Source organism: Pseudomonas sp. BNK-7, assembly GCF_048072025.1.
GTDB classification, from domain to species: Bacteria; Pseudomonadota; Gammaproteobacteria; order Pseudomonadales; family Pseudomonadaceae; genus Aquipseudomonas; species Aquipseudomonas danubii.
In genome coordinates, this window is sequence record NZ_CP182252.1 from 956,215 (window position 1) to 978,860 (window position 22,646).

The 22,646-nt window shown below is 65.7% G+C and carries 19 protein-coding genes; 18 read left to right on the forward strand and 1 reads right to left on the reverse strand.

Annotation, left to right across the window (positions count from 1 at the left end; all coding sequences use genetic code 11):
* The first annotated feature begins 1 nt into the window (after position 1).
* The 13 genes from ACMGF8_RS04495 (at position 2) to ACMGF8_RS04555 (ending at position 14,446) form a co-directional block, all read left to right on the forward strand.
* Positions 2-880 carry an alpha/beta fold hydrolase gene (locus tag ACMGF8_RS04495; protein WP_102862339.1) on the forward strand — a complete coding sequence of 293 codons (879 nt, stop codon included), beginning with the start codon at positions 2-4 and terminating at the stop codon, positions 878-880.
* Positions 877-1,710 carry an IclR family transcriptional regulator gene (locus ACMGF8_RS04500; protein ID WP_102862340.1) on the forward strand — a complete coding sequence of 278 codons (834 nt, stop codon included), beginning with the start codon at positions 877-879 and terminating at the stop codon, positions 1,708-1,710. Before ACMGF8_RS04495 ends, ACMGF8_RS04500 begins: the two co-directional genes overlap by 4 nt.
* Position 1,711: 1 nt before the next feature.
* Positions 1,712-2,509: an SDR family oxidoreductase gene (locus ACMGF8_RS04505; protein WP_102862341.1), complete on the forward strand. Its 798-nt coding sequence runs from the start codon at positions 1,712-1,714 to the stop codon at positions 2,507-2,509.
* The gene (locus tag ACMGF8_RS04510; protein WP_102862342.1) at positions 2,502-4,184 is read left to right on the forward strand and encodes a thiamine pyrophosphate-binding protein; all 1,683 of its coding nucleotides are present in this window, start codon (positions 2,502-2,504) and stop codon (positions 4,182-4,184) included. Before ACMGF8_RS04505 ends, ACMGF8_RS04510 begins: the two co-directional genes overlap by 8 nt.
* A 10-nt stretch (positions 4,185-4,194) precedes the next feature.
* Positions 4,195-4,998 (forward strand): aspartate dehydrogenase, encoded by an 804-nt coding sequence (locus ACMGF8_RS04515; protein ID WP_102862343.1) that lies wholly within the window; start codon positions 4,195-4,197, stop codon positions 4,996-4,998.
* A gap of 113 nt (positions 4,999-5,111) precedes the next feature.
* Positions 5,112-6,608, forward strand: a complete 1,497-nt coding sequence (locus ACMGF8_RS04520; protein WP_416758820.1) for an aldehyde dehydrogenase — start codon at positions 5,112-5,114, stop codon at positions 6,606-6,608.
* A complete protein-coding gene (locus ACMGF8_RS04525; RefSeq protein WP_102862345.1) occupies positions 6,605-7,570 on the forward strand; it encodes a VOC family protein in 966 nt (321 codons plus the stop codon). Before ACMGF8_RS04520 ends, ACMGF8_RS04525 begins: the two co-directional genes overlap by 4 nt.
* A gap of 27 nt (positions 7,571-7,597) precedes the next feature.
* The gene (locus ACMGF8_RS04530; protein ID WP_416758822.1) at positions 7,598-7,825 is read left to right on the forward strand and encodes a recombinase-like helix-turn-helix domain-containing protein; all 228 of its coding nucleotides are present in this window, start codon (positions 7,598-7,600) and stop codon (positions 7,823-7,825) included.
* Between the two features lie 21 nt (positions 7,826-7,846).
* Entirely contained in the window at positions 7,847-8,881 is a 1,035-nt protein-coding gene (locus tag ACMGF8_RS04535) for an aromatic ring-hydroxylating oxygenase subunit alpha (protein ID WP_115581240.1), read from the forward strand.
* Between the two features lie 58 nt (positions 8,882-8,939).
* Entirely contained in the window at positions 8,940-9,899 is a 960-nt protein-coding gene (locus ACMGF8_RS04540; RefSeq protein ID WP_416758824.1) for a PDR/VanB family oxidoreductase, read from the forward strand.
* A gap of 323 nt (positions 9,900-10,222) precedes the next feature.
* Positions 10,223-11,452, forward strand: a complete 1,230-nt coding sequence (locus tag ACMGF8_RS04545; protein WP_102862349.1) for a hypothetical protein — start codon at positions 10,223-10,225, stop codon at positions 11,450-11,452.
* 448 nt (positions 11,453-11,900) lie between these two features.
* Positions 11,901-13,340, forward strand: coding sequence for an alanine/glycine:cation symporter family protein (locus ACMGF8_RS04550; RefSeq protein ID WP_102862350.1), 1,440 nt, complete (start codon positions 11,901-11,903; stop codon positions 13,338-13,340).
* 104 nt (positions 13,341-13,444) lie between these two features.
* Positions 13,445-14,446, forward strand: coding sequence for an asparaginase (locus ACMGF8_RS04555; protein WP_416758827.1), 1,002 nt, complete (start codon positions 13,445-13,447; stop codon positions 14,444-14,446).
* A gap of 72 nt (positions 14,447-14,518) precedes the next feature.
* Here the strand turns inward: ACMGF8_RS04555 and ACMGF8_RS04560 are convergent, their stop codons facing one another.
* On the reverse strand, positions 14,519-15,064 hold the full coding sequence (locus ACMGF8_RS04560) for a hypothetical protein (protein ID WP_041120452.1): 546 nt from the start codon (positions 15,062-15,064) through the stop codon (positions 14,519-14,521).
* A 198-nt stretch (positions 15,065-15,262) separates the two neighbouring features.
* On the opposite strand from ACMGF8_RS04560, the gene ACMGF8_RS04565 reads away from it, so the two are divergent.
* The 5 genes from ACMGF8_RS04565 (at position 15,263) to ACMGF8_RS04585 (ending at position 22,581) form a co-directional block, all read left to right on the forward strand.
* Positions 15,263-16,255 (forward strand): AraC family transcriptional regulator, encoded by a 993-nt coding sequence (locus tag ACMGF8_RS04565; protein ID WP_102862353.1) that lies wholly within the window; start codon positions 15,263-15,265, stop codon positions 16,253-16,255.
* Positions 16,256-16,326: 71 nt separating this feature from the next.
* The gene (locus tag ACMGF8_RS04570) at positions 16,327-18,249 is read left to right on the forward strand and encodes an ankyrin repeat domain-containing protein (protein ID WP_416758830.1); all 1,923 of its coding nucleotides are present in this window, start codon (positions 16,327-16,329) and stop codon (positions 18,247-18,249) included.
* 101 nt (positions 18,250-18,350) lie between these two features.
* Entirely contained in the window at positions 18,351-20,273 is a 1,923-nt protein-coding gene (locus ACMGF8_RS04575) for an ankyrin repeat domain-containing protein (protein WP_416758832.1), read from the forward strand.
* A gap of 163 nt (positions 20,274-20,436) precedes the next feature.
* Entirely contained in the window at positions 20,437-21,468 is a 1,032-nt protein-coding gene (locus ACMGF8_RS04580; protein ID WP_102862355.1) for a histone deacetylase family protein, read from the forward strand.
* Between the two features lie 12 nt (positions 21,469-21,480).
* On the forward strand, positions 21,481-22,581 hold the full coding sequence (locus ACMGF8_RS04585) for a polyamine ABC transporter substrate-binding protein (RefSeq protein WP_102862356.1): 1,101 nt from the start codon (positions 21,481-21,483) through the stop codon (positions 22,579-22,581).
* Positions 22,582-22,646 lie beyond the last annotated feature (65 nt).

The following is a 22,646-nucleotide window of genomic DNA, read 5'->3' on the forward strand; positions in this document are numbered from 1 at the left end:
CATGTTCCCAGGCCTCTCTCAACCGGCAGCGACGGCAGACCTGAAAGCCCAGCTGGCCCGGGACTTTCCCCAGCGTCTGGTGACGGCCAGCGGTGGCCGCCAGGCCCTGCGTGAAGGCGGCGCGGGGCCGGCGCTGGTGCTGCTGCACGGCATCGGCTCCGGGGCGGCCTCCTGGCTGGAAGTCGCACAGCACCTGGCGCCCAAGGCCCGGGTCATTGCCTGGGACGCGCCCGGCTACGGTGACTCCAGCCCGCTGGAACCCCCCGCGCCGAAAGCCGAGCACTACGCCGCCCGGCTGCTGCAGATGCTCGATGCGCTGCAGATCGAGCAATGCGTGCTGGTGGGGCACTCCCTGGGCGCGTTGCCGGCCCTGGCCCTGGCTCGCAGCACCCAGGCCCGGCGGGTCAGCCGCTTGCTGCTGATCAGCCCGGCCCGGGGCTACGGCGCGCCAGCGCTGGCCGAGCAGGGCCGGCAGGTGCGTCAACAACGCCTGGACACGCTAGAGCGCCTGGGCATCGCCGGCCTGGCCGAACAGCGCAGCGCCCAGATGCTCTCGCCCTCCGCCACGCCCCAGGCCCTGGCCTGGGTGCGCTGGAACATGGCGCGGCTGAACCCTGCCGGGTATCGCCAGGCCATCGAGCTGCTGTGCGGCGACGATCTGCTGCGCCATGGCCCACCCGGCATGCCCTGCGAAGTGCATTGCGGCGCAGCCGACCGCATCACCCCGGCCGAGGGTTGCCGGACCCTGGCCAAGGCGCTGGGCGCGCGCTTCAACCTGATCGCCGACGCGGGCCACGCCAGCCCCGTCGAACAACCGCTGGTGGTGGCGGGCCGCCTGGCCTGCGCCATCGAAGAATCCCTGACAGGTAGACCCCTATGAACGACGCCGATCCGCTGAAGGACCCTCAGGACAAATACATAGTCCCGGGCCTGGAACGGGGCCTGTTGCTGCTGTGCGAGTTCAGCCGCAGCAACCGCACCCTCACTGCCCCGGAGCTGGCCCGGCGCCTGGCCCTGCCGCGCTCGACCATCTTCCGTCTGCTGACCACCCTGGAAACCATGGGTTTCGTCACCCGCAGCGGCAATGAATACCGCCTGGGCATGTCGGTGCTGCGCCTGGGCTTCGAATACCTGGCGTCGCTGGAGCTCACCGAGCTGGGCCAGCCACTGCTGGCGCGGCTGTGCGACCGCCTCAACTACCCGAGCAACCTGGTGGTGCGCGACGGTCGCTCGATCGTCTACGTGGCCAAGGTTTCGCCACCTTCGGTGTTCTCCAGCGCGGTCAGTGTCGGCACCCGCCTGCCGGCCCACGCCACGGTGCTCGGCCGCGTGCTGCTGGGGGATTTGTCCCTGGCCGAGCTGCGCGAGCTGTACCCGGAGGAACACCTGGAACAGCACTCCCCCAGCACGCCAAACACCGTGATGGCGCTGTTCGACATGGTCCAGGCCGACCGCCAGCGCGGCTTTGTCAGCGGCGAAGGGTTCTTCGAGCCGAGCATTTCCACGGTGGCGGCCCCGGTGCGTGATCAGAGCGGCAGCATCGTCGCCGCCTTGGGAGTGACCATCGCCACCGCCCAGGTCGGCCACATCAACTACAACGAACTGCTGCTGCAGGTACGCCGCAGCGCCGACGAGCTGTCGCGCCTGCTCAACTACAACAGCGCCGCCCACAACGGGCTGCCGCGGGTCACCGCCTTGATGAGGGATTGAAATGAGCCTTTATCAACTGCAAGGCCGCACGGCCATCGTCACTGGCGGCTCCTCGGGCATCGGCCTGGCCTGCGTCGAACTGCTGCTGCAGGCTGGCGCCAAGGTGGCCTTCTGTGGCCGCGATCCGGGCCGCCTGCAAGCGGCGGAACACAGCCTGCGCGAACGTTTCCCCGAGGCGCAGCTGCTGGCGCGGGTCTGCGATGTGCTCGATGCCGACGCCATGGAAGCCTTCGCCAGCGCCAGCCTGAAAGCCCTGGGCCCGGCCAGCGTACTGGTCAACAACGCCGGGCAAGGCCGGGTGTCGACCTTCGCCGACACCAGCGCCGCGGCCTGGAGCGAAGAGTTCAACCTCAAGTTGTTCTCGGTGATCAACCCGGTGCACGCCTTCAAGCCCCAGCTCGATGGCCAGCCCGCAGCGGCAATCGTCTGCGTCAACTCGCTGCTGGCGCGCCAGCCAGAACCACACATGGTGGCCACGTCCGCGGCCCGCGCCGGGGTGCTGAATCTGGTGCGCTCATTGGCCAGCGAGTTCGCCGCCGATGGCATCCGGGTCAACGGCATCCTCTTGGGCCTGGTGGAGTCTGGGCAATGGCGCCGGCGCTTCGAAGCCCGGGAGGAGCGCCACCTTGACTGGATGCAGTGGACCGCCCAACTGGCCCAGCGCAAACAGATTCCCCTGGGACGCCTGGGCCTGCCGATCGAGGCAGCTCAAGCCATCCTGTTCCTGGCCTCGCCTCTAAGCGCTTACACCACGGGCAGCCATATCGATGTTTCCGGAGGCCTCTGCCGCCATGCGTAATGAACCAATGGTCACCGTCGGAGCGGTCATCACCGCCTTTCTCGAACAGTGCGACGTCAAGGCCGCCTTTGGCGTGATCTCGATCCACAACATGCCGATCCTCGATGCCTTCGCGGTGCGCGGCAATATCCGCTTCGTCATGGCCCGGGGCGAAGCCGGGGCGGCCAACATGGCCGACGCCTATGCCCGGGCCAGCGGCGGCCTGGGGGTGTGCCTGACCTCCACCGGCACCGCGGCAGGCAATGCTGCCGGCGCCCTGGTCGAAGCCTTGACCGCCGGCACGCCCTTGCTGCACCTGACCGGGCAGATCGAAACCCCCTACCTGGACCAGGAACTGGCCTACATCCACGAAGCCCGGGACCAGCTGAGCATGCTCAAGGCGGTGTCCAAAGCGGCCTTCCGGGTGCGCAGCGTGGAAACCGCCCTGAGTACCCTGAAGCTGGCGGTGCAGACCGCCCTGACCGCGCCCAGCGGGCCGGTGAGTGTGGAAATCCCCATCGACATCCAGTCGACCCTGATCCCCATGCCCACGGACCTCTCGCCCTTGCCAGTGGCCGTGGCGGTGCCCGCCGCCGAGGCCCTGGACCAACTGGCCGAACGCCTGGCGCAGGCCCGTCGGCCGCTGCTCTGGCTGGGCGGCGGGGCGCGGCACGCCGGGCCTCAGGTCAAGCGCTTGATGGACCTGGGGCTGGGGATCATCACCTCGACCCAGGGCCGGGGCGTGGTCAACGAGGACGATGAACGCTGCCTTGGCGCCTTCTCGCAGAACAAACAGGTCGAGCAGTTCCTGCAAAGCTGCGACGCGCTGCTGATCGCCGGCTCACGCCTGCGCAGCAACGAGACCTTCAAGTACAGCCTGAAGCTGCCCCACAACACGTTGCGCATCGACGCCAACCCGGCCATCGAAGGCCGCAGCTACCCCAGCGAGCTGTTTGTCTGTGGCGATGCCGCCCTGGCCCTGGAAGGCCTGGCCGACCGCCTTGAAGGACGCCTGCACGGCGACCCGGAGTTCCTCGCTGAACTCAAGGCGGTGCGCGCCGCCTCGCGCCAGCAGTTGCTGGCGGACCTGGGGCCCTACTCGGCCATGGTCGAGCAGTTGCAGACCCACACTGGCCGCGACTTCACCTGGGTGCGCGACGTGACCCTGTCCAACAGCCTCTGGGGCAACCGCCTGCTGACCCTCTATCACCCGCGCTGCGGTATCCACGCCCTGGGCGGCGGTATCGGCCAGGGCCTGGCCATGGGCATCGGCGCCGCCGTTGCCGCAGCGGTCAATGCGCCGCAGCGCAAGGTCTTTGCCCTGGCCGGCGACGGCGGTTTCATCCTCAACCTGGGTGAGCTGGCGACCCTGGTCCAGGAGCGCGTCAACCTGGTGATCCTGCTGATGAACGACCAGCGCTACGGGGTCATCCGCAACATCCAGGACGCGGTCTACGGCAGCCGTCACTGCTACGTCGACCTGCACACACCGGACTACAGCAAGCTCGCCGAATCCATTGGCCTGCGTCACGGCCGGGTCAGCGACCTCAAGGATTTCGGCGCCCTGCTGGACCGCGCCCAGAGCGAGCCCGGCCCCTTCCTGCTGGAGGTGGACATGCTCAGCGTCGGCAACTTCGCCACCGCGTTCGCCGGGCCGCCCAACAGCGAAACCCAAGCCCAGAAAGCCAATGCCTGAGGAATGCGCCATGTTGCACATCACCATGATCGGCTGCGGGGCCATTGGCCTCGGCGTACTGGAACTGCTGGAACAGGACCGGCAACTGCGGGTGGACCGGGTAATCGTTTCGCCCGGCTCCGAAGCCGCCGCCCGTCAGCGCCTGGCCCGCTTCCAGCATCCACCCCAGGTGCTCAGCGCCCTGCCAGCCGAGGCTCGGCCCGACCTGCTGCTGGAATGCGCCGGCCACCAGGCCCTGGAGGAACACGTACTGCCCGCGCTGGAACGGGGCATCGCCTGCCTGATCGTCTCGGTGGGCGCGCTCTCGCAGCCGGGCCTGGTGGAGCGCCTGGAAGCCGCGGCCGAGCGCGGCCGAACCCGTATCGAGCTGCTGCCGGGGGCCATCGGCGGCATCGACGCGCTGTCGGCGGCCAAGGTCGGCGGCCTGGACTCGGTGGACTACACCGGGCGCAAACCGGCCCGGGCCTGGAAAAACACCCCTGGCGAACAGGCCTGCGACCTGGAGCGCATCAGCCAAGCCACGGTGATTTTCCAGGGCAGCGCCCGGGAAGCCGCGCGGCTGTACCCGAGGAACGCCAACGTCGCCGCCACCCTGTCCCTGGCCGGGATCGGCCTGGACCGAACCCGGGTGACGCTGATCGCCGACCCCCACAGTGACGAGAACGTCCACCAGTTCCAGGCCCGAGGTGCCTTTGGCGGCTTTGAACTGAGCCTGCGGGGCAAACCGTTGGCGGCCAATCCCAAGACGTCGGCACTGACCGTCTACAGCGTGATCCGGGCCCTGGGCAACCACGCCCACGGCCTATCCATATGAGTAAGAGCAGCGCCAAGCGTTGAGCTACAAGCGGCAAGTCAAAGCGCACGCAGCGCTCTTGCCGTCACTTGTAGCTTGCGGCTTGCAGCTTGCAGCTTGCAGCTGAGGTTTTTATGAACGTCGAGCAGTCGTTACCCATTTGCATTGCCGGTGATTGGCGCCTGGGCCGTGGAGCCCGCTATGCCAGCCGCTACCCCGCCACCAACGAGGTGGTGGCCTGGCTCAATGCCGCCGATCTGCAGGATGTCGAGGAGGCGGTGCAGGGCGCCCACCAGGCGTTTCTGCACAGCGGCTGGGCCCAGCGCAAACCCCATGAGCGGGCGGCGGTGCTGCTGCGCATCGCCGGGCTGATCCGTGAGCGCAGCGAGGAGCTGGCGCAGTTGCAACGCCAGGACAACGGCAAGCCGATCAATGAAACCCGGGCTCTGGTGGCCAGTGCGGCTGCGACCTTTCAGTTCTTCGCCGCCGCCTGCGAAACCCTGGAAGAAACCATCACCCCATCCCGGGGGGATTTCGTCAGCATGAGCGTCTACGAACCCATGGGCGTGATCGCCGCGATCACCCCCTGGAATTCGCCCATCGCCAGTGAGGCGCAGAAGATCGCGCCGGCCCTGGCGGCCGGCAATGCGGTGGTGGTCAAACCGGCGGAAATCACCCCGCTGCTGGCCCTGCAGCTGGCGCGCATCTGTGACGACGCCGGGCTGCCCAAGGGGCTGGTCAGCGTGCTGCCGGGCAAGGGCTCGCTGCTGGGGGACGCCCTGACCCGCCATCCCCTGGTGAAAAAGGTCTCGTTCACCGGTGGCACCCGCACTGGCAAGCACATCGCCCACATCGCCGCCGACAAGATGATGCCGGTGTCCCTGGAACTGGGGGGCAAGTCGCCGACCATCGTGCTCGACGACGCCGACCTCGACCACGCCGTGGCCGGGGTGTTGTACGGCATCTTCAGTTCCTCGGGCGAGGCCTGTATCGCCGGGTCGCGGCTGTTTGTCGCCCAGCGCCTGTACCAGCCGTTCATGGACCGACTGGTGGACGCGGCGAGCCGGCTGCGGGTCGGCGACCCGGCGCACGAGCGCACCCAGATGGGACCGCTGATCAGCGCCGAGCACCGTGAGTCGGTAGAGCGCTATGTGGCCCTGGGCCTGGCCGCTGGCGGCTGCCTGCGCCTGGGCGGAGAACGCCTGGCGGGAGCGGCCTACGAGCGTGGCTTCTACTACCCGCCGACCATCCTCGAAGGCCTGCACAACCGGCAGCAGGTGTGCCAGGAAGAGATCTTCGGACCGGTGCTGGTGGCCCTGCCCTTCGAGGATGAAGCGCAGTTGCTGGAACAGGCCAACGACAGCCTGTATGCCCTCGCGGCCGGGATCTGGAGCCGCGACTACAAGCGCGCCTGGGCCCTGGGCCGCAAGCTCCAGGCCGGCACGGTGTGGATCAACACCTACAAACAGTTCTCGATTTCCACCCCCTTCGGCGGCTGGCGCGACAGCGGCCTGGGCCGGGAAAAGGGCCGCCTGGGGATCCTGCAGTACATGGAACAGAAGAGCCTCTACTGGGGCATGAATTCACAACCACTGGCCTGGGCCGGTCTGGGCAACGAGGTAGCGCAATGAGTGTTCTGGGCATTGATGAAGTCACTTACGGCGTCGAGGACCTCGACACCTGCGTGCGGTTTTTCCGCGACTGGGGCCTGCAGCAGGTCAGCGCCCGGGCGGATGAGGTGGTCTTTGAAACCCTCAACGGCTGTCGCGTGGTGCTGGCGGACCTGAACCGTCCCGGCCTGCCGCCGGCGATCGAAGCCGGTTCCACGGTGCGCGAAGTGGTCTGGGGCGTGGAAAACGCCGCCGACCTGGCGTTGTACCGCCAGCGCATCGCCAGCGACCCGGGTTTCGTCGAAGCCGACGGGTATATCGGCTGCACCGACCCCAACGGTCTGGCCATCCGCTTGCAGGTGACCCGCAAGCGCGCCCTGGACATCGAGTGCAGTGGCCACAACACCTGGCAGACCAAGGGCCGGATCAACAAGCCGGCGCCGATCTACGAACGCGCCACACCGATCGAGGTCGGCCACGTGGTGTTTTTCGTCAAGGACGTGAACGCCTGCGAAGCCTTCTACAGCGAGCGCTTCGACTTCCAGGCCTCGGACCGCTACCCGGATCGTGGGGCCTTTTTGCGCAGCGCCGAGGAAGGCGGCCATCACGACCTGTTCATGCTGCAACTGCCGGCGCCGCGGGCCGGACTCAACCATGTGGCCTTCACCGTGCGTGATGTGCACGAGGTGTTTGGCGGCGGCATGCACATTTCCCGTTGCGGCTGGAGCACGGAAATCGGCCCGGGCCGGCACCCGGTGTCGTCGGCGTTCTTCTGGTACTTCAAGAACCCCGCCGGGGCCCTGGTGGAGTACTACGCCGACGAGGACCAACTGACCGGGCAATGGCAGCCCCGCAGCTTCGAGCCCGGGCCCACGGTGTTCGCCGAATGGGCGATTGCCGGTGGCATCGACGGCCACACCCGGCGCCAGCCACACGTCGAGGCGCCCCAGGGCAAATTTCTCACTGATAAACCCAAAGCCTGAGCAGCCCCCGTAAAGGAGACCCATGACATGACCGCCCGCGCACCCTATCTGGAGCCGCATCAGGCTCGTAAACGTCCCAGTACGCCCTTCGAGGATCTGCTGGGCGACGCCATCGAACGTGCCTTCGGCAAGGGCATCAGCGAACTGCCGGCCCTGCTGGCGCACCTCGACCAGGCAGGCCCACCCTGCCCGCTGACCCATGGCAAGTGGACGGCGGATGCCTATAAAACCCTCATGGCTCGATTGGGCGAATGACCCGTCGGAGGACAATAAGAAATGAACCTGCAACTGACCGTCGATCCTGTTGAGCAACACCTGGCCAATGGCCTGAAAGACCTGTGGTTTCCCGTGCTGCCGTCGGAGCACCTGGGGGACAAGCCCGTGTCCATCCGCCGCCTGGGCTACAAGATCGCCCTGTGGCGCGACAACGATGGCCGCGTCCATGCCCTGGAGGACCACTGCCCGCACCGTGGCGCGCCGCTGTCCCAGGGCCCGGTGCTGGGCGATCGCCTGCAATGCCCTTATCACGGCATCGAAGTGCGCTGCGACGGCACCGTGCTCAAGGTGCCCGGCAGTCCCGGGTGCAAGCTTGAAGGCAGCCGGCCGACGCGGATGTTCCATACCCGTGAAGCGGCCGGGGCGATCTTCCTGTTCAACGCCAGCGATCCCCATCTGGAGCAGGCGCCGGAGCTGGTGCTGCCGGAGCAACTGACTGATCCCGAATGGAGCCACTTCCTCTGCTACACCGAGTGGCAAGGCGACTACCGCTATGTGCTGGACAACGTCATGGACCCGATGCACGGCACCTATCTGCACAAGATGTCCCACTCGATGAGCGAAGGCGAGGCCACCGCGCGCTTCGTCACCCGCGACACCGACCAGGGCTTTTTCTTCGAGAAGGAAGGCCAACGCGGGGTCAACTTCGACTGGACCGAATTCCTCGACAACGGCTGCCACTGGCTGCGCCTGGAAATTCCCTACCCGAAAACCGGCGGCCCGGGAGGCAACTTCACCATCATCGGCAGTTACACCCCCAGCAGTCGCGCCCTGGCGGCGGTGTTCCACTGGCGCTGCCGGCCGCTGACCGGCTGGCAGCGCGACACCTGGCGGTTCCTCTACAAGAACCGCCTGGAAGCGCGCCACTGGGCAGTGCTGGAGCAGGACCGGGTGCTGCTGGAGTTCATGGAGGCTGACGCCAACCAGCGGGAGAACCTCTACCAGCACGACCTGGGAGTGGTGCGTCTGCGGCGCTACTTGAAGAACGCCGCCAAGGCCCAGCTGGAACTGATCGACGCCAAGCAACTGGCGTGAACCTGACCGGCAGGGGTCGGCTCGACCCGTGCCGGCGCTGTCTTGAAAGAGGTGAATGATGGGCACATCCCCGCTCCTCACGGCCCGTGTGCAAAGCCTGCACTATGAAGCCGAGGGCATCATCAGCGTCGAACTGCGGCCCTTGGGCGACACCCGGTTCCCGGCCTTCGAGGCCGGCGCCCATATCGATTTGCACCTGGCCAACGGCCTGGTGCGCAGCTATTCGCTGCTCAATGCCCCTGGCGATCCGGGGCATTACCGGGTGGGCATCCTGCGTGATCGCAACAGTCGCGGCGGCTCGGAGTACGTCCATAGCCAGCTGCGGGTGGGCATGGCGTTGTCGATCTCGGCGCCGCGTAACAACTTTGCCCTCGATCTGGCTGCCGAGCACAGCGTGCTGGTAGCCGGCGGCATCGGCATCACGCCGATCTACTGCATGTTCCGCCAACTGCTGGCCCTGGGAAAATCCGCCGAGCTGATCTACTGCGCCCGCTCGCGCCAGGAAGCGGCGCTGGTGGCCAGCCTCGACAGCCTCGGAGCCCCGGTGCGTTACCACTTCAACGACGAGCAGGGCCTGCCGCCGGATCTGGGGGACTACCTGACCGGCTACCCCGGCGACACCCACTTCTATTGCTGTGGCCCGACGCCGATGCTCGATGCCTTTGAAAGCACCTGTGAACGCCTGGGCTACGTTCACAGCCATGTCGAGCGCTTCAGCGCCGGCGAAATCGCGGCCAGCGCCGACGCCCGGAGCCACTACAGCGTGGAGCTGAAAAGGTCGGGACGGACCCTGGCAGTGGCCCCAGGCCTGAGCCTGTTACAGGTGCTGCTGGAGGCCGGTTGCGACATCGACCACAGCTGCCGCGAAGGGGTTTGCGGCTCCTGCGAGACCCGGGTCCTGGAAGGCGAGGTTGACCACCGCGACGGGGTCCTGAGCAAGGCCGAACGGGCGGCCAACCGTTCGATGATGGTCTGTGTCTCAGGCTGCAAGAGCCAGCGCCTGGTGCTGGATCTGTAAACCTCGCTGTTGCAGGAATTGGGGCCGGTCCTGGGGATCGGCCTTTTTTGCCCGCCTCTTTGCCGGCAGCCCGGCTCCTGATCACGCCCCCATCGGTTCGCCCATAAAACACCCTGCCCGCGTAATACCCCCAAGGTGCAATAAAGACGCACCGGGCAAGGCCCCCTGTTACCTCTGTAACCCGCTGTTCCAAGGGTTGTACAAGGGAGCCCTGTTTCTCATATAAATCATTGATTTAAAAGTATTTTTTCATAATAAAACAACGTGGCGACTGGCATGGTTTCTGCTCTTGCCCTCCTCAGTTCATTAAGGAGGAGATCAAGATGAAGCGTCACGCCCTGGGGGCCAGCCTGCTAGTGATCAGTTGCGCCGGTTTCGCCGTTGAACCGGTGCCTTCCGAACCGGTGCGCGCCAACGCCGCCAACAAGCCATTCCCGCATGTTTCCTGGCGCAGCACGGACGGCGACAGCAGCCTGGACATCGGCGGCGCCCTGCGCCTGAATTATCGCGACGAGCATTGGCAGACCACGGAAAACAACGGCCGCCTGCTGTTCGACACCTTCCGCCTGGATATCCAGGCCAGCCACAAACAGTTCTATGGCGACCTGGGCTACTGGTTCCAGGATGACGGCAAGCGCGCCATCGACCGGGGCTTCGTCGGCTATCGGCTGAATAGTCAATCGACCCTGCAACTGGGAGCGCCCTTCAAACCCTTTGGCCTGGAGCCCTACCCGCAATTTGGCTGGAGCTATCACATCCCGTTTTTTCTCGGCTACGGCTCCAGCAGCGCCAGTGGCTTGAAGTACAGCCACAAGGACCAAGGCTGGGATGTGCAACTGGCGTACTTCCCGCGGATGCTGCCCAGTGACCTTCGTTTCTCACCAGAGGTCGGCCGCTACGTCGACCTCAAGGACAATGCCATCGCCGCCGTGCAATCGCGCCAAGACAACGAAAAACGCAACCAGGTCAACGCCCGGCTGGCCAGGACCTTCAGCGTCGACGACTGGAAGACCGAGCTTGGCGTGTCGCTCGCCACCGCCCAGCTGTACAACGCCAGCACCCGGGACAACGGCGACTACTGGGCCGCGGGGCTGCACGCGGTGATCAATCATGGTCCCTGGACCCTGACCAGCCAGGCCATCCGCTACCAGTTCGACCCACAAAACCCCAATGGCGTCAGCAAGCATTCGGTGTTGATGGGCGGCAACGGCCTGACCCCGGCCTACCTGATCGCCTCCCGGGCCAGCGTGGCCTCGCTGAACCTGGGGTACGACATCGACACTCCTGGGCTTGGGCAACTCAAGCGGATCAAGCTGTACAACGACTACAGCCACATGCGCAAAGACCAACAAGGTTGGGACGACTCGCAGATGTACACCGTTGGCGCGCAGTTCCTGGCACTGCCGGTGATGGCCTGGCTGGACCTGACCTGGGCCAGGAACGCCAACCCTTACGGCGGTGCCGAGAATGGCAGCGGCTTCACCAGCACCACCTCCAGCGGCAGCAACCAGTGGTATTACCGGACCAATATCAACATCGGCTACTACTTCTGATCCCACGCTCCGTAGAAGCCGGCTGGCCGGCGAACAGGGCTTCAAGACGGACACCGCTCAAGCGGCCCCCTTCGCTGGCCAGCCAGCTCCTACGGTTGGCAGGGGGCTCGCGGAGCTGATACGGCCCCCTTGGAGCCTCTGTTCGCGGGATTTTCCGGGCAGGACAAGAACCGTTTCAGCCCACCGCCGGCACTGCCGTTCCTCGGCTCGACACGCAACATGCAGACGGCGAGCCCGCGCACCGGTATAGTGCGCCCCCTCTTCACGTGGACAGCCGTCGGTAACGAGGCTCAACCCCACGGGAAACCCGAACTAATAACAACCCGCGAAATATAGAACCGGGACGAACGCTCGCCCCACCGCCTTGCCGTGCGTGCAATCAGCGGTGTAACTGAATGTTTCCGTCCGTTCTGCTTTTGCCTACACAAAAAACAGCGAGGAATAATCCATGCTCGAAGTCATCAACGACTTCCTCTCAGGGAAAGTGCTGATCGTGCTCATTGTCGGGCTCGGCAGCTACTTCACGATCCGCTCGCGTTTCGTTCAATTGCGCCACTTCCTCCATATGTTCGCGGTGTTCCGCGACAGCCTGAAAAGCAGCGGCGGCCAGCTCAGCTCGTTCCAGGCGCTGATGCTCAGCCTCGCTGGTCGGGTCGGCGCGGGCAACATCGCCGGCGTCGGCATCGCCGTGACCCTGGGCGGCCCTGGCGCGGTGTTCTGGATGTGGGTGACCGCGCTGGTCGGCATGTCCAGCAGCTTCTTCGAGTGCACCCTGGCCCAGGTCTACAAGCGCGCCGACGGCGACGGCCTGTACCGCGGCGGCCCGGCCTACTACATCCAGCACGGCCTGAAGCTCAAGGGCATGGCGGTGGTGTTCTCGATCCTGCTGCTGGTCACCTACGGCTTCGCCTTCATCGGCCTGCAGTCCTACACCGTGACGCACTCGCTGCAGGACGCCTTTGCCTTTGACCCACGCCACACCGGCATCGTCCTGGCGGTGCTGCTGGCCATCACCTTCATCGGCGGCATCAAGCGCATCGCCGCGGTGTCCGACCTGCTGGTTCCGATCAAGACCCTGGCCTACATCGCCGTGACCCTGTACGTGATCGGCACCCAGATCGAACACGTGCCGGCCATGCTGGAAACCATCATCAAGAGCGCCTTCGGCCTCGACCCGGCCTTCGCTGGCCTGCTGGGCAGCGCCATCGTCATGGGCGTGAAACGTGGCGTGTTCGCCAACGAAGCGGGCCTGGGCAGCGCGCCGAACGTGGCCGCCGTGGCCGCCGTGAAGCACCCGGGCGCCCAGGGCGTGGTCCAGGCCTTCAGCGTGTTCCTCGACACCTTCGTGATCTGCACCTGCACCGCGCTGCTGATCCTGCTGTCGGGCTTCTACACCCCGGGCTTCGAAGGCGACGGCATCGTCCTGACCCAGAACTCGCTGGCCGCCGTGGTCGGTGACTGGGGCCGCCTGTTCGTCAGTGTCGCGCTGTCGTTGTTCGTCTTCACCTGCATCCTCTACAACTACTACCTGGGCGAGAACAGCCTGCAGTTCCTCACCCGCAACCGCACTGTGTTGATGCTGTTCCGCGGCCTGGTGCTGGCGCTGGTGGTCTGGGGTTCGATGCAGGACCTTACAACCGTGTTCGCTTTCGCCGACATCACCATGACCTGCCTGGCCTTCGTCAACCTGGTGGCCCTGGCCATGCTGTTCAAGGTCGGCCTGCGGGTGATGCGCGACTACGACGAGCAGCGCCGCGCCGGTGTCGACCAGCCGGTGTTCGACTCGCGCAAGTTCGCCGATCTGGACCTGGACCTGAAGGCCTGGCCTGCCGAATCTTCGGCCGTCACCCAGGCCGAGCCGCAAGGCGTGCCCGCAGCGCAACGCTGACGGGTGAACGACGGGCGCATCCTCTGCACCCGTCGGTTACAGTGCGATAAATGTGCGAGCGGGCTTGCCCGCTCCCACAGGAACTCACCGTTTCGGAGAATCCCATGAACCCTTCGACCTACCCTGCCGCCCAGCACGTCATGGTGCTCTACACCGGTGGCACCATCGGCATGCAGGCCAGCGCCGACGGCCTGGCCCCGGCGTCCGGTTTCGACGCGCGCATGCGCGCCTACCTCGACAGCCAGCCCGAACTGGTGGTGCCGGCCTGGCGCTTTCGCGAGATGGCGCCGCTGATCGACAGCGCCAACATGACCCCCGACTACTGGCAGCGCCTGCGTGCAGCGGTGGTCGAAGCCGTGGATCAGGGTTGCGACAGCGTGCTGATCCTCCACGGCACCGACACCCTGGCCTACAGCGCCGCCGCCATGAGCTTCCAGTTGCTGGGGCTGCCGGCGCGGGTGCTGTTCACCGGTTCGATGCTGCCGGCCGGTGTGCCTGACAGCGACGCCTGGGAAAACCTCAGTGGCGCCCTGTTGGCCCTGGGCCAGGGCCTGGCACCGGGGGTGCACCTGTACTTCCACGGCGAGCTGCTGGCGCCGACCCGCTGCGCGAAAATCCGCAGTTTCGGCCGTCACCCGTTCGCCGCCCTGCAACGCAATGGCGGCGGCGCAAAGGCCGAAGCGATTCCGTCGGCACTGGACTACCGCCAGGCCAAGCAACTGGCCAAGGTCGGTGTGTTGCCGCTGTTCCCCGGCATCGGCGCCGAGCTGCTGGACGGCGTGCTCGACAGCGGCATCCAGGCCCTGGTCCTGGAATGTTTCGGCAGCGGCACCGGGCCCAGCGACAACCCGGCGTTCCTGGCCAGTCTCAAGCGCGCACAGGAGCAAGGCATCGTCGTGGTGGCGGTGACCCAGTGCCATGAAGGCGGTGTGGAGCTGGACATCTACGAAGCCGGCAGCCGCCTGCGCGGCGTGGGCGTGCTGTCTGGTGGCGGCATGACTCGCGAAGCGGCGTTCGGCAAGCTCAATGCGCTGCTCGGTGCCGGGCTGGAAAGCGCCGAAGTGCGGCGCCTGGTCGAACTCGATCTGTGTGGCGAGTTGAGCTGAAGCTCGCGCTCGGGAGCCGGTGGCTACTGCGGTAGCTGCCGGCTCGACGACGAGCAGAGGGTGGCTGTCAGGTTACTTTTTGACCGAGTAATCCTGGCCCCAGACCCGCACCGAACTCGAGCTCTCGATCGGCCCTTCAAACACGAACTTCTGCCGCACTGCCGCCTTGGCCGGGATGGTGACTTCGTCCGGGTTGTCGAGGCTGACAGTCAGATTGTTGGCGTAACCGTCCTGGTCGATCGCCAGCAGAGCGCCGGTCTGCTTGAGGTTGATCAGTCGCAACTGGCTGTCGCTGCTGTTCTTGAAACCCAGGGTGACGTTGAAGCTGTCGCCGACGGCTTCGGTTTTCAATACCTGGACATCGACGCGGCCTTTCATTTGCTCACGGGAGGAAATGATCGAGGCACCGTCGACGCCTTGCGCCGATTGGCGACCATCGAGCACACCTTCGCTGACGCCGCCCAAGAGGTTCTTGCCTGCCGAAATGGCTGATGAGACGGCTGACTTGGCAGAGTCCTTGATGGTGCTTTCGCTGCCTGGCTCAGCCTCGGCCAGGCACAGCGAACTCAGGAGCAAGCCGGAGACCAGAAGCAGGGAACGCGCAGGGATGAGGGTCATACATAGTCCTTTATCGAGGTTGCTGCACCGCCACTTCAGGCGATGAATGGCAGGCAGGTTGCACCAATCAAAGCGCCAAGTCACTAGCCACACAACGCTCGGAATGCCCCATGCAGCGGGCCGGCAAACCGCAGGTCTGATCGCGGGCGGCATGCAACTTGCTCCGATTAAGGGTCTTCCCCTGGCTGGAATCTGCGCATGCTGCACTCGCACCTCACCACCCTCAACGCCGTTTCCCTGGTGCTCAACACCTTCAAGGAACAGGGCCAGGACAGTGAAGCCCTGTTGGCCGGCAGCGGGATAAACCCCGCCGACCTGAGCCGCGCCGACACCCGCATCACCACCAATCAAGAGATGCTGGTGTGCGCCAATGCCGTGGCCCTGCAACGGGATATCGGCCTGGAACTGGGCCGGCGCATGCACGTTTCCTCCTACGGCATGCTCGGCTATGCCCTGCTCACCAGTGCCACCTTAGGTGACGCTTTGCGCCTGGCCATGCGCTATCCGGCGCTGTTGGGAACACTTTTCGAACTGAGCCTGGAAGCCGACGGCCCGCGCATCTGGTTCACCGCCGCCGGCTACCGCGAAAGCCCGGCCCTGGCGGCGTTCAATACCGAGTTCTGCCTGGTGTCGCTGAAGGTCATCTGCGACGACTTGCTGGGCCACCCCCTGCCGCTGCTGGGGGCGCGCTTCGATTACCCGGCACCGGACTATCAACAGCGCTACCGCGAAGCCTTCGACTGTCCGCTGCAGTTCAACGCCCGCAGCAACGCCTTCGCCTTCGACCAGCAATGGCTCGAACACCCCCTGCCCCTGGCGGATGCCATCACCCACCAGGCCATGGCCGAGCGTTGCCGCAAACAGAACACCGAGTTCACCGGGCGCCAGGCCTGGCTCGGGCGCATCCGCCAGCTGCTGGCAGCGCAACTGGACGCCGCGCCGGGGCTGGAAGGGCTGGCGGAACAGATGAACTGCTCGGCCCGGACCCTGCGCCGCCACCTGCGCGACCTGGGCTGCAGCTATCAGGAGCTGCTGGACGAGCTGCGCTTCGAGCGGGCCAAGCAAATGCTCTGCGAAGACCAGATGCCCATCTACCGGATTGCCGAAGCCCTGGGCTTCAGCGAGACCGCGAGCTTTCGCCATGCCTTCATCCGCTGGAGCGGTGTGGCGCCGAGCCAGTTCCGGCCCTGAGACAAACCCCGGCATAAAGACGCCGATTGCATTACATTGCCGAGCTTTGAAACCGGCAAGGGACTGCAAGCTTGAACCCAATCACAGGCGCCATCGCCCGGCGCATCGGTATTCGCGGGGGGTGCCTGGCGCTGGTGCTGCTAGCCGGCCTCCCCCTCGCCCAGGCCTTCGAGCTGTCCAAAATCCGCTGGTGGGAAATGCAGAGCGACATCCTCCTGGACGATCCGGAAACCGCCACGCTGCAACTCGAACCCTTTGCCCTGCCCGGGCTGGCCCAGGCGCCGGCCCGAGTGATCCTCAGCCAATACCACGGCCTGTTCTATCTCAATGGCTATGCGGATGGGCAGTACCGGCAGCGAGTCTACAAGTCGCCGCCCCTGCCGCTGTTCAACGCCCAGGAACTACAGGCCTGCGTGCCCGAGCAGCGACCCGTTGGGGCCACGGACAACTGGCCGTCGAGCAAGCAGCTGGCATCCGCCCTGAGCCTGACCAAACTGAGTTTCGACTGCCAGAGCCCAGGCTGGGAGTTGAGCAATCGCTATCTGCTGGTGGACAGCCGCGATCCCCAGCGGCCGTTGCTGGCCATCGGTCAGCGCCAGGGCGAGGCACAAATCGACTTCACCCCGCAGCAACCGATCACCCCCGAACTGCAGCAGCAATGGCTGCAAGCCCTGCAGAAGTACCCGAAGCTGCTGGAACCCTTTGACGCCAGCAGCGGCCAGCTGCGCGTCAAGCCCTATGCGCCGCCGCCCAGCGCGGAGCAGGTCTGGACAGAATTTCGCCAGCTGCACACGCAATTGCGCGATGCCAAAGACAAGGCTCCGGGCATCGCCCGGGTGGAAGAGTTCTTCAGCCGTCATGACTTTCGCGCGATCGCCCCCGAGCGCAGTACCTACCCGGGCCTGCTCAACGACATCGCCTATTGGGCCACCGAGGCCGGCCAGTTGCAGAGCGCCCGACCGTGGCTGGCGTACGTGCTGCGTCGCGACCCTGGGCGCATGCCGACCTACCTCAATCTGGCGGACCTGGATTGGCGCCTGTACCAACAGCAGCCCGCAGACACCCGGCACCGGGGCCGGGCCATGGAGAACTATCGGCTGTATTGCGGGCTACGCCTGCAACGCCAGCTTGGGGTCCCCGCCAGGGTCACCCAGCGCCTGGGCCTTGAGGCCCCCAGCGAACCGGCCTGCCAAAGCGCCTGGCCGCTGGTGACAGCGGTGGACCAGGGTGACGCGGGCGAAGTCCGGCGCCTGCTGGAGAAGGGCCTGAGTGGCGACGTGATCGCCGCCGACGGACGCCCGGCGCTGTTGCACGCCCTGGACAAACCCGACCTGGACATCGCCCGGCTGTTGCTGGCCCATGGCGCCCGCCCCGATGGCCAGTACAACGGCCGCACCCAGGTGGTCCTGGCCATGCGCCGCGACCTCAAGGACAACCCCGACCTGAACCAGGCCAAGCGCCTGAACTTCCTGCTGCAGGCCGGTGCCGCCATCGATGAGCAGGATGCCCAGGGCGGCACCGCGCTGCAGGAAATGGCGAAAAACCGCGAGGACATCGAGCGCTTCAACTGGCTGCTGCAACACCCCCAGGACCTCGACAAGCGCAGCGGGCCAGACGCGGTAACCGCGCTGTTCCTGGCGCTCAAGGGCGGCAACTACGCTGCCGCCCGGCAACTGGTGGAAGCCGGCGCCAACCTCAACCTGAGCTACGGCCGCAATGCTTGCGCAGGGCAGCCGATTCGCGAAAGCCTGCTGATGATCGTCGCCGAACAGGGCTCGCCCGAGGTCATCAATCCCTGGGTCAGCCAGCAAGAGAGCCTGGACATGTTCACCCTGCTGCTGGAAAAAGGCGCCGACCCCAACCTCGGCCGCTACTGCAAGAACAACGGCTACACCTGGCTGCTGGAGATCATGGCCCGGCGCAAGCGCGACGACATGCTCAAGGTGCTGCAAAGCTTTGCGCCGCCACCGCCGGCGACGGCGTTTCGCCTTTGAGGCGTGGCGCCGAACCCGCTGAGCCCCCTGAAACAAAGCCCGGCACAACGGCGCCGATTGCATTACATTGCCGAGCTTTCTACCGGCAAGGGACTGCACACGTGAACCTATTGACCGCCATCGCCCGGCGCATCGGCATTCGCGGGCTCGGCCTGGCACTGGCGCTGCTGGCTGGCGCACCCGCCGCCCAGGCCTTCGACCTGGACCTGGGCGCGATCAAATGGTCGGGAATGGCTCGCTACTTCGTCATCGACTACCCGGAAACCGCCACCCTGCAGCTCAAGCCGTTCCCCGTGCCGGGCCTGGAGCGAGTGCCGGCGCGGATCATCCTGACCCAGTACCGCGGGCTGTTCTACCTCAACGCCTATCAGGACCTGAAGTACCAGCAGCGGGTCTACAAATCGCCGCCCATGGCCCTGTTCAGCCCCGAAGAACTGCGGGCCTGTGCGGCCCCGGAGTATCCGGTGCCAGTCGCCGACAACTGGCCCACGAGCAATACCCTGGACACCGGCATCACCCTGACCTCGCTCGACTTCAAGTGCCAGGAGCCCAGCGATTGGCAACTCAGCCGACGCTACCTGCTGATCGACCAGCGCGATCCGCAGCGCCCGCTGCTGGCGATCAGTCACCGCCGGGACCTGACCCAGATGGAGTTCACCCCGCAGCAACCCATCAGCGATGAAACCGGGCGCCAGTGGTTGCAGGCCCTGGAGACATTCCCGCCGTGGTTCCGCCCTTTCACCCAAGGCAGCGGGCCGATCACCGTCAACGCCTTTGTGCCAGCGCCAGCCTCGAACCCGGACAGCATCTGGAAAGAATTCCGCGCGCTGCACGAACAACTGCGCACCGCCAAGGACAAGCAACCGGGCATCAACCGGGTGGAGGATTTCTTCGTCACCCGTGACTTTCGCAGCATCGCCACCGAGCGCCGTGAATACGCCGGCCTGCTCAACGACATCGCCTACTGGACCAGCGAAGCCGGACACCTGAGAACCGCCCGCCCCTGGCTCAAGGAAGTGCTGCGCCGTGACCCCGGGCGCATGCCGACCTACCTCAACCTGGCGGACCTGGACTGGGCGATCTACCAACAACGCACGCAGGACAACATCCACCAGGGCCGGGCCATCGAGGGTTATCGGGTGTATTGCGGCCTGCGCCTGAAACGCCAGATAAGCATCCCGCCCCGGGTCCTGCAGCGCCTGGGCCTGAACGCCGCCAACCCCCGGGACTGCCAGGCCTTCTGGCCGCTGGTGGACGCGGTGGATGCCGGCGACCTGAGCGAAGTGCAGCGCCTGCTGGCCAGTGGCATCAGCGGCGAGGTCATGGCCGACGATGGTCGCAGCGCCTTGCTGCATGCCCTGGACGCCCCGCGCCTGGACATCGCCCGGCTGCTGCTGGAGCACGGCGCCCACACCCGCGGCCTGTACAACTGGACCACCCTGGCGACCCTGGCCATGCGCCGCGATCTGGGCGACAGCCCCGACCTGAGCCAGGGCGGGCGCCTGAAATTCCTCATCGACGCTGGCGTCGCCCTCGACGAGCCCGACAGCCAGGGCCAGACGCCCCTGATGCAGATGGCCGAGAACAAGCGCAGCCTGCAAGGCTTCACTTGGCTGCTGCAACACCCGCAAAACCTCGACCGGCGCAGAACCGACAATGGTGAAACCGCACTGTATCGGGCGTTCTCGGGCAACAACTACGAAGCCGTACGACAACTGATAGCCGCTGGTGCCAACCTCAACCTGAGCTACGGCCGTGGCACCTGCTACAACCAGCCCGTCGGCGAGAGCCTGCTGACCCTGGTGGCCGACAAGACCTCCGCCGACGACAAGGCGCCCTACGTCAGCCAGCAGGACACCCTGGAGCTGTTCACCCTGCTGCTGGAAAAAGGCGCCGATCCCAATGTCGGCCAGCACTGCGAGAAAAAGGGCTACGCGCTGTTGCTGGAAGCCATCGCCCGGAACAAACGCGAGGACATGCTCAGAGTGCTGCAGCGCTACGTTCCCGCCCCGCCGGCCGGCTGAACCCCGTGGTGCCCCGCAATGGGGCGCCGCGCCTCTTTAAGGGGCGAATTTCGGTCAAACACTTTGGCCAGATCAATCCCCTTTTGGCCGCTCCTGCCGTTCTCCGAAACCCCGCGCCCCGCAAGACTGTGATCCACCGAATCAGCCTGCGGAGAACAAGAAAATGCTGACGATCTACTCGGACGATCACCACCTGCACCACGGCCGTTGTGAACTTATCGACGGGCAATTGATGCCCTGCTTTGAAATGCCTTCCCGGGCCGACCATGTGCTGGACCGGGTGAAGTACCGCAACCTTGGCCCGGTAGAGGCGCCCAAGGACTTCGGCCTGGGGCCCATCGAACGCGTCCACAGCCGGGCCTACCTGGACTTCTTCAAAGGCGCCTGGGAGCGCTGGGCGGCACAGGGCATCGACGGCGACCTGCTGCCCTACACCTGGCCGGCGCGCACCCTGCGCAGCGTGATTCCCACCAGCCTCCACGGCCAGCTCGGCTACTACAGCTTCGACGGCGGCGCGCCGATCACCGCCGGCACCTGGCAGGCGGCCTACAGCGCGGCGCAAGTGGCCCTCACCGCCCAGGCGGTGATCCAGCGCGGTGCCCGCAGTGCCTTTGCCCTGTGCCGGCCACCAGGACACCACGCCGCCAGCGATCTGATGGGCGGCTACTGCTACCTGAACAACGCGGCCATCGCCGCCCAGGCCTTCCTCGACCAGGGCCGCAAGAAAGTCGCGATCCTCGACGTCGACTACCACCACGGCAACGGCACCCAGTCGATCTTCTACGCACGCAGCGACGTGCTCTTCACCTCGATCCACGGCCACCCGGAAGCCGAGTTCCCGTTCTTCCTGGGCTATGCCGACGAAAGCGGCGAAGGCGCCGGGGAAGGCTTCAACTTCAACTACCCGCTGGCCGCCGGCAGCGGCTGGGATGTGTGGAGCGCAGCCCTGGAGCAGGCCTGCAACCAGATCCACAGCTATGACGCCGACATCATCGTGGTGTCCCTGGGCGTGGACACTTTCAAGGACGACCCGATCTCGCAATTCAAACTCGACAGCCCGGATTACCTGGCCATGGGCAAGCGCATCGCCGCCCTCGGCAAGCCGACGCTGTTCGTCATGGAAGGCGGTTACGCGGTAGAGGAAATCGGCATCAACGCCGTGAACGTTCTCGAAGGTTTTCAAAGCGCCCAGTGAGGGACTCGCATCATGCAAAGACTCAAACGCTTAATGGTTCCCGCCCTGTGCGCCAGCCTGCTGGGCACCGCCGCCCACGCCGAGGAACGCACGCTGCGGGTGTACAACTGGTTCGACTACATCACCCCCAAGGCCCTGGAAGATTTCAAGGCGCAGAACAGTCAGGTGAAGCTGGTCTACGACATCTTCGACACCAACGAAGCCCTGGAAGCCAAGCTGCTGACCGGCAACTCCGGGTATGACGTGGTGGTGCCGTCCAACGTGTTCCTGGCCAAGCAGATCGAGGCCGGGGTGTTCCAGCCCCTGGACCGCAGCAAGCTGCCCAACTGGAACCACCTGGACCCCAAGCTGATGAAGCTGATCGAGGCCAACGACCCGGGCAACCAGTTCGCCGTGCCCTACATGTACGGCACCATCCTGATCGGCTTCAACCCGGACAAGGTCAAGGCCGCCCTGGGCGACAAGGCCCCAGTGGACAGTTGGGACCTGATCTTCAAGGAAGAGAACATCAGCAAGCTCAAGCAGTGCGGCGTGGCCCTGCTGGATTCGCCTTCGGAGATCCTGCCCCTGGCCCTGCAGCACCTGGGCCTGGACCCCAACAGCAAGAAGCCGGCGGACTACGAGAAAGCTGAAGCGCTGCTGATGAAGATCCGCCCGTACATCACCTACTTCCATTCGTCCAAGTACATGGCCGACATCGCCAACGGCGACATCTGCGTGGCCGTGGGTTATTCGGGGAGCTTCTCCCAGGCCGCCAACCGCGCCAAGGAAGCCAAGAACGGCGTGACCGTGGACATGCGCCTGCCCAAGGAAGGCGCGCCGATCTGGTTCGACATGCTGGCGGTCCCTAAAGGCGCCAAGAACCCGGAAGATGCCTACACCTTCATCAACTACCTGCTGCAACCCCAGGTGATCGCCCCGGTCAGCGACTTTGTCGGTTACCCCAACCCGAACAAGGACGCCACCGGACTGGTGGACCCTTCGATCCGCAACAACCCCAACCTGTATCCGACGGAAGCGGCGATGAGCACCCTGTACACCCTGCAACCGCTGCCCCGTGATGCGGAGCGGGCGCGGACCCGGGCCTGGACCAAGATCAAGTCCGGAACCTGACCCTCATCCAGGACGGGAACCGCGCGCCCTGTGGCGAGCGAGCTTGCTCGCGCCGGATGGCGCAG

Bases quoted from the DNA above. Each gene is read 5' to 3' on its own strand.
- ACMGF8_RS04500 (WP_102862340.1), top strand. From the start codon at position 877: ATGAACGACGCCGATCCGCTGAAGGACCCTCAGGACAAATACATAGTC.
- ACMGF8_RS04530 (WP_416758822.1), top strand. From the start codon at position 7,598: ATGACCGCCCGCGCACCCTATCTGGAGCCGCATCAGGCTCGTAAACGT.
- ACMGF8_RS04565 (WP_102862353.1), top strand. From the start codon at position 15,263: ATGCTGCACTCGCACCTCACCACCCTCAACGCCGTTTCCCTGGTGCTC.
- ACMGF8_RS04560 (WP_041120452.1), bottom strand. From the start codon at position 15,064: ATGACCCTCATCCCTGCGCGTTCCCTGCTTCTGGTCTCCGGCTTGCTC.
- ACMGF8_RS04585 (WP_102862356.1), top strand. From the start codon at position 21,481: ATGCAAAGACTCAAACGCTTAATGGTTCCCGCCCTGTGCGCCAGCCTG.
- ACMGF8_RS04495 (WP_102862339.1), top strand. From the start codon at position 2: ATGTTCCCAGGCCTCTCTCAACCGGCAGCGACGGCAGACCTGAAAGCC.
- ACMGF8_RS04525 (WP_102862345.1), top strand. From the start codon at position 6,605: ATGAGTGTTCTGGGCATTGATGAAGTCACTTACGGCGTCGAGGACCTC.
- ACMGF8_RS04510 (WP_102862342.1), top strand. From the start codon at position 2,502: ATGCGTAATGAACCAATGGTCACCGTCGGAGCGGTCATCACCGCCTTT.
- ACMGF8_RS04540 (WP_416758824.1), top strand. From the start codon at position 8,940: ATGGGCACATCCCCGCTCCTCACGGCCCGTGTGCAAAGCCTGCACTAT.
- ACMGF8_RS04550 (WP_102862350.1), top strand. From the start codon at position 11,901: ATGCTCGAAGTCATCAACGACTTCCTCTCAGGGAAAGTGCTGATCGTG.
- ACMGF8_RS04535 (WP_115581240.1), top strand. From the start codon at position 7,847: ATGAACCTGCAACTGACCGTCGATCCTGTTGAGCAACACCTGGCCAAT.
- ACMGF8_RS04580 (WP_102862355.1), top strand. From the start codon at position 20,437: ATGCTGACGATCTACTCGGACGATCACCACCTGCACCACGGCCGTTGT.
- ACMGF8_RS04515 (WP_102862343.1), top strand. From the start codon at position 4,195: ATGTTGCACATCACCATGATCGGCTGCGGGGCCATTGGCCTCGGCGTA.
- ACMGF8_RS04505 (WP_102862341.1), top strand. From the start codon at position 1,712: ATGAGCCTTTATCAACTGCAAGGCCGCACGGCCATCGTCACTGGCGGC.
- ACMGF8_RS04545 (WP_102862349.1), top strand. From the start codon at position 10,223: ATGAAGCGTCACGCCCTGGGGGCCAGCCTGCTAGTGATCAGTTGCGCC.
- ACMGF8_RS04555 (WP_416758827.1), top strand. From the start codon at position 13,445: ATGAACCCTTCGACCTACCCTGCCGCCCAGCACGTCATGGTGCTCTAC.
- ACMGF8_RS04520 (WP_416758820.1), top strand. From the start codon at position 5,112: ATGAACGTCGAGCAGTCGTTACCCATTTGCATTGCCGGTGATTGGCGC.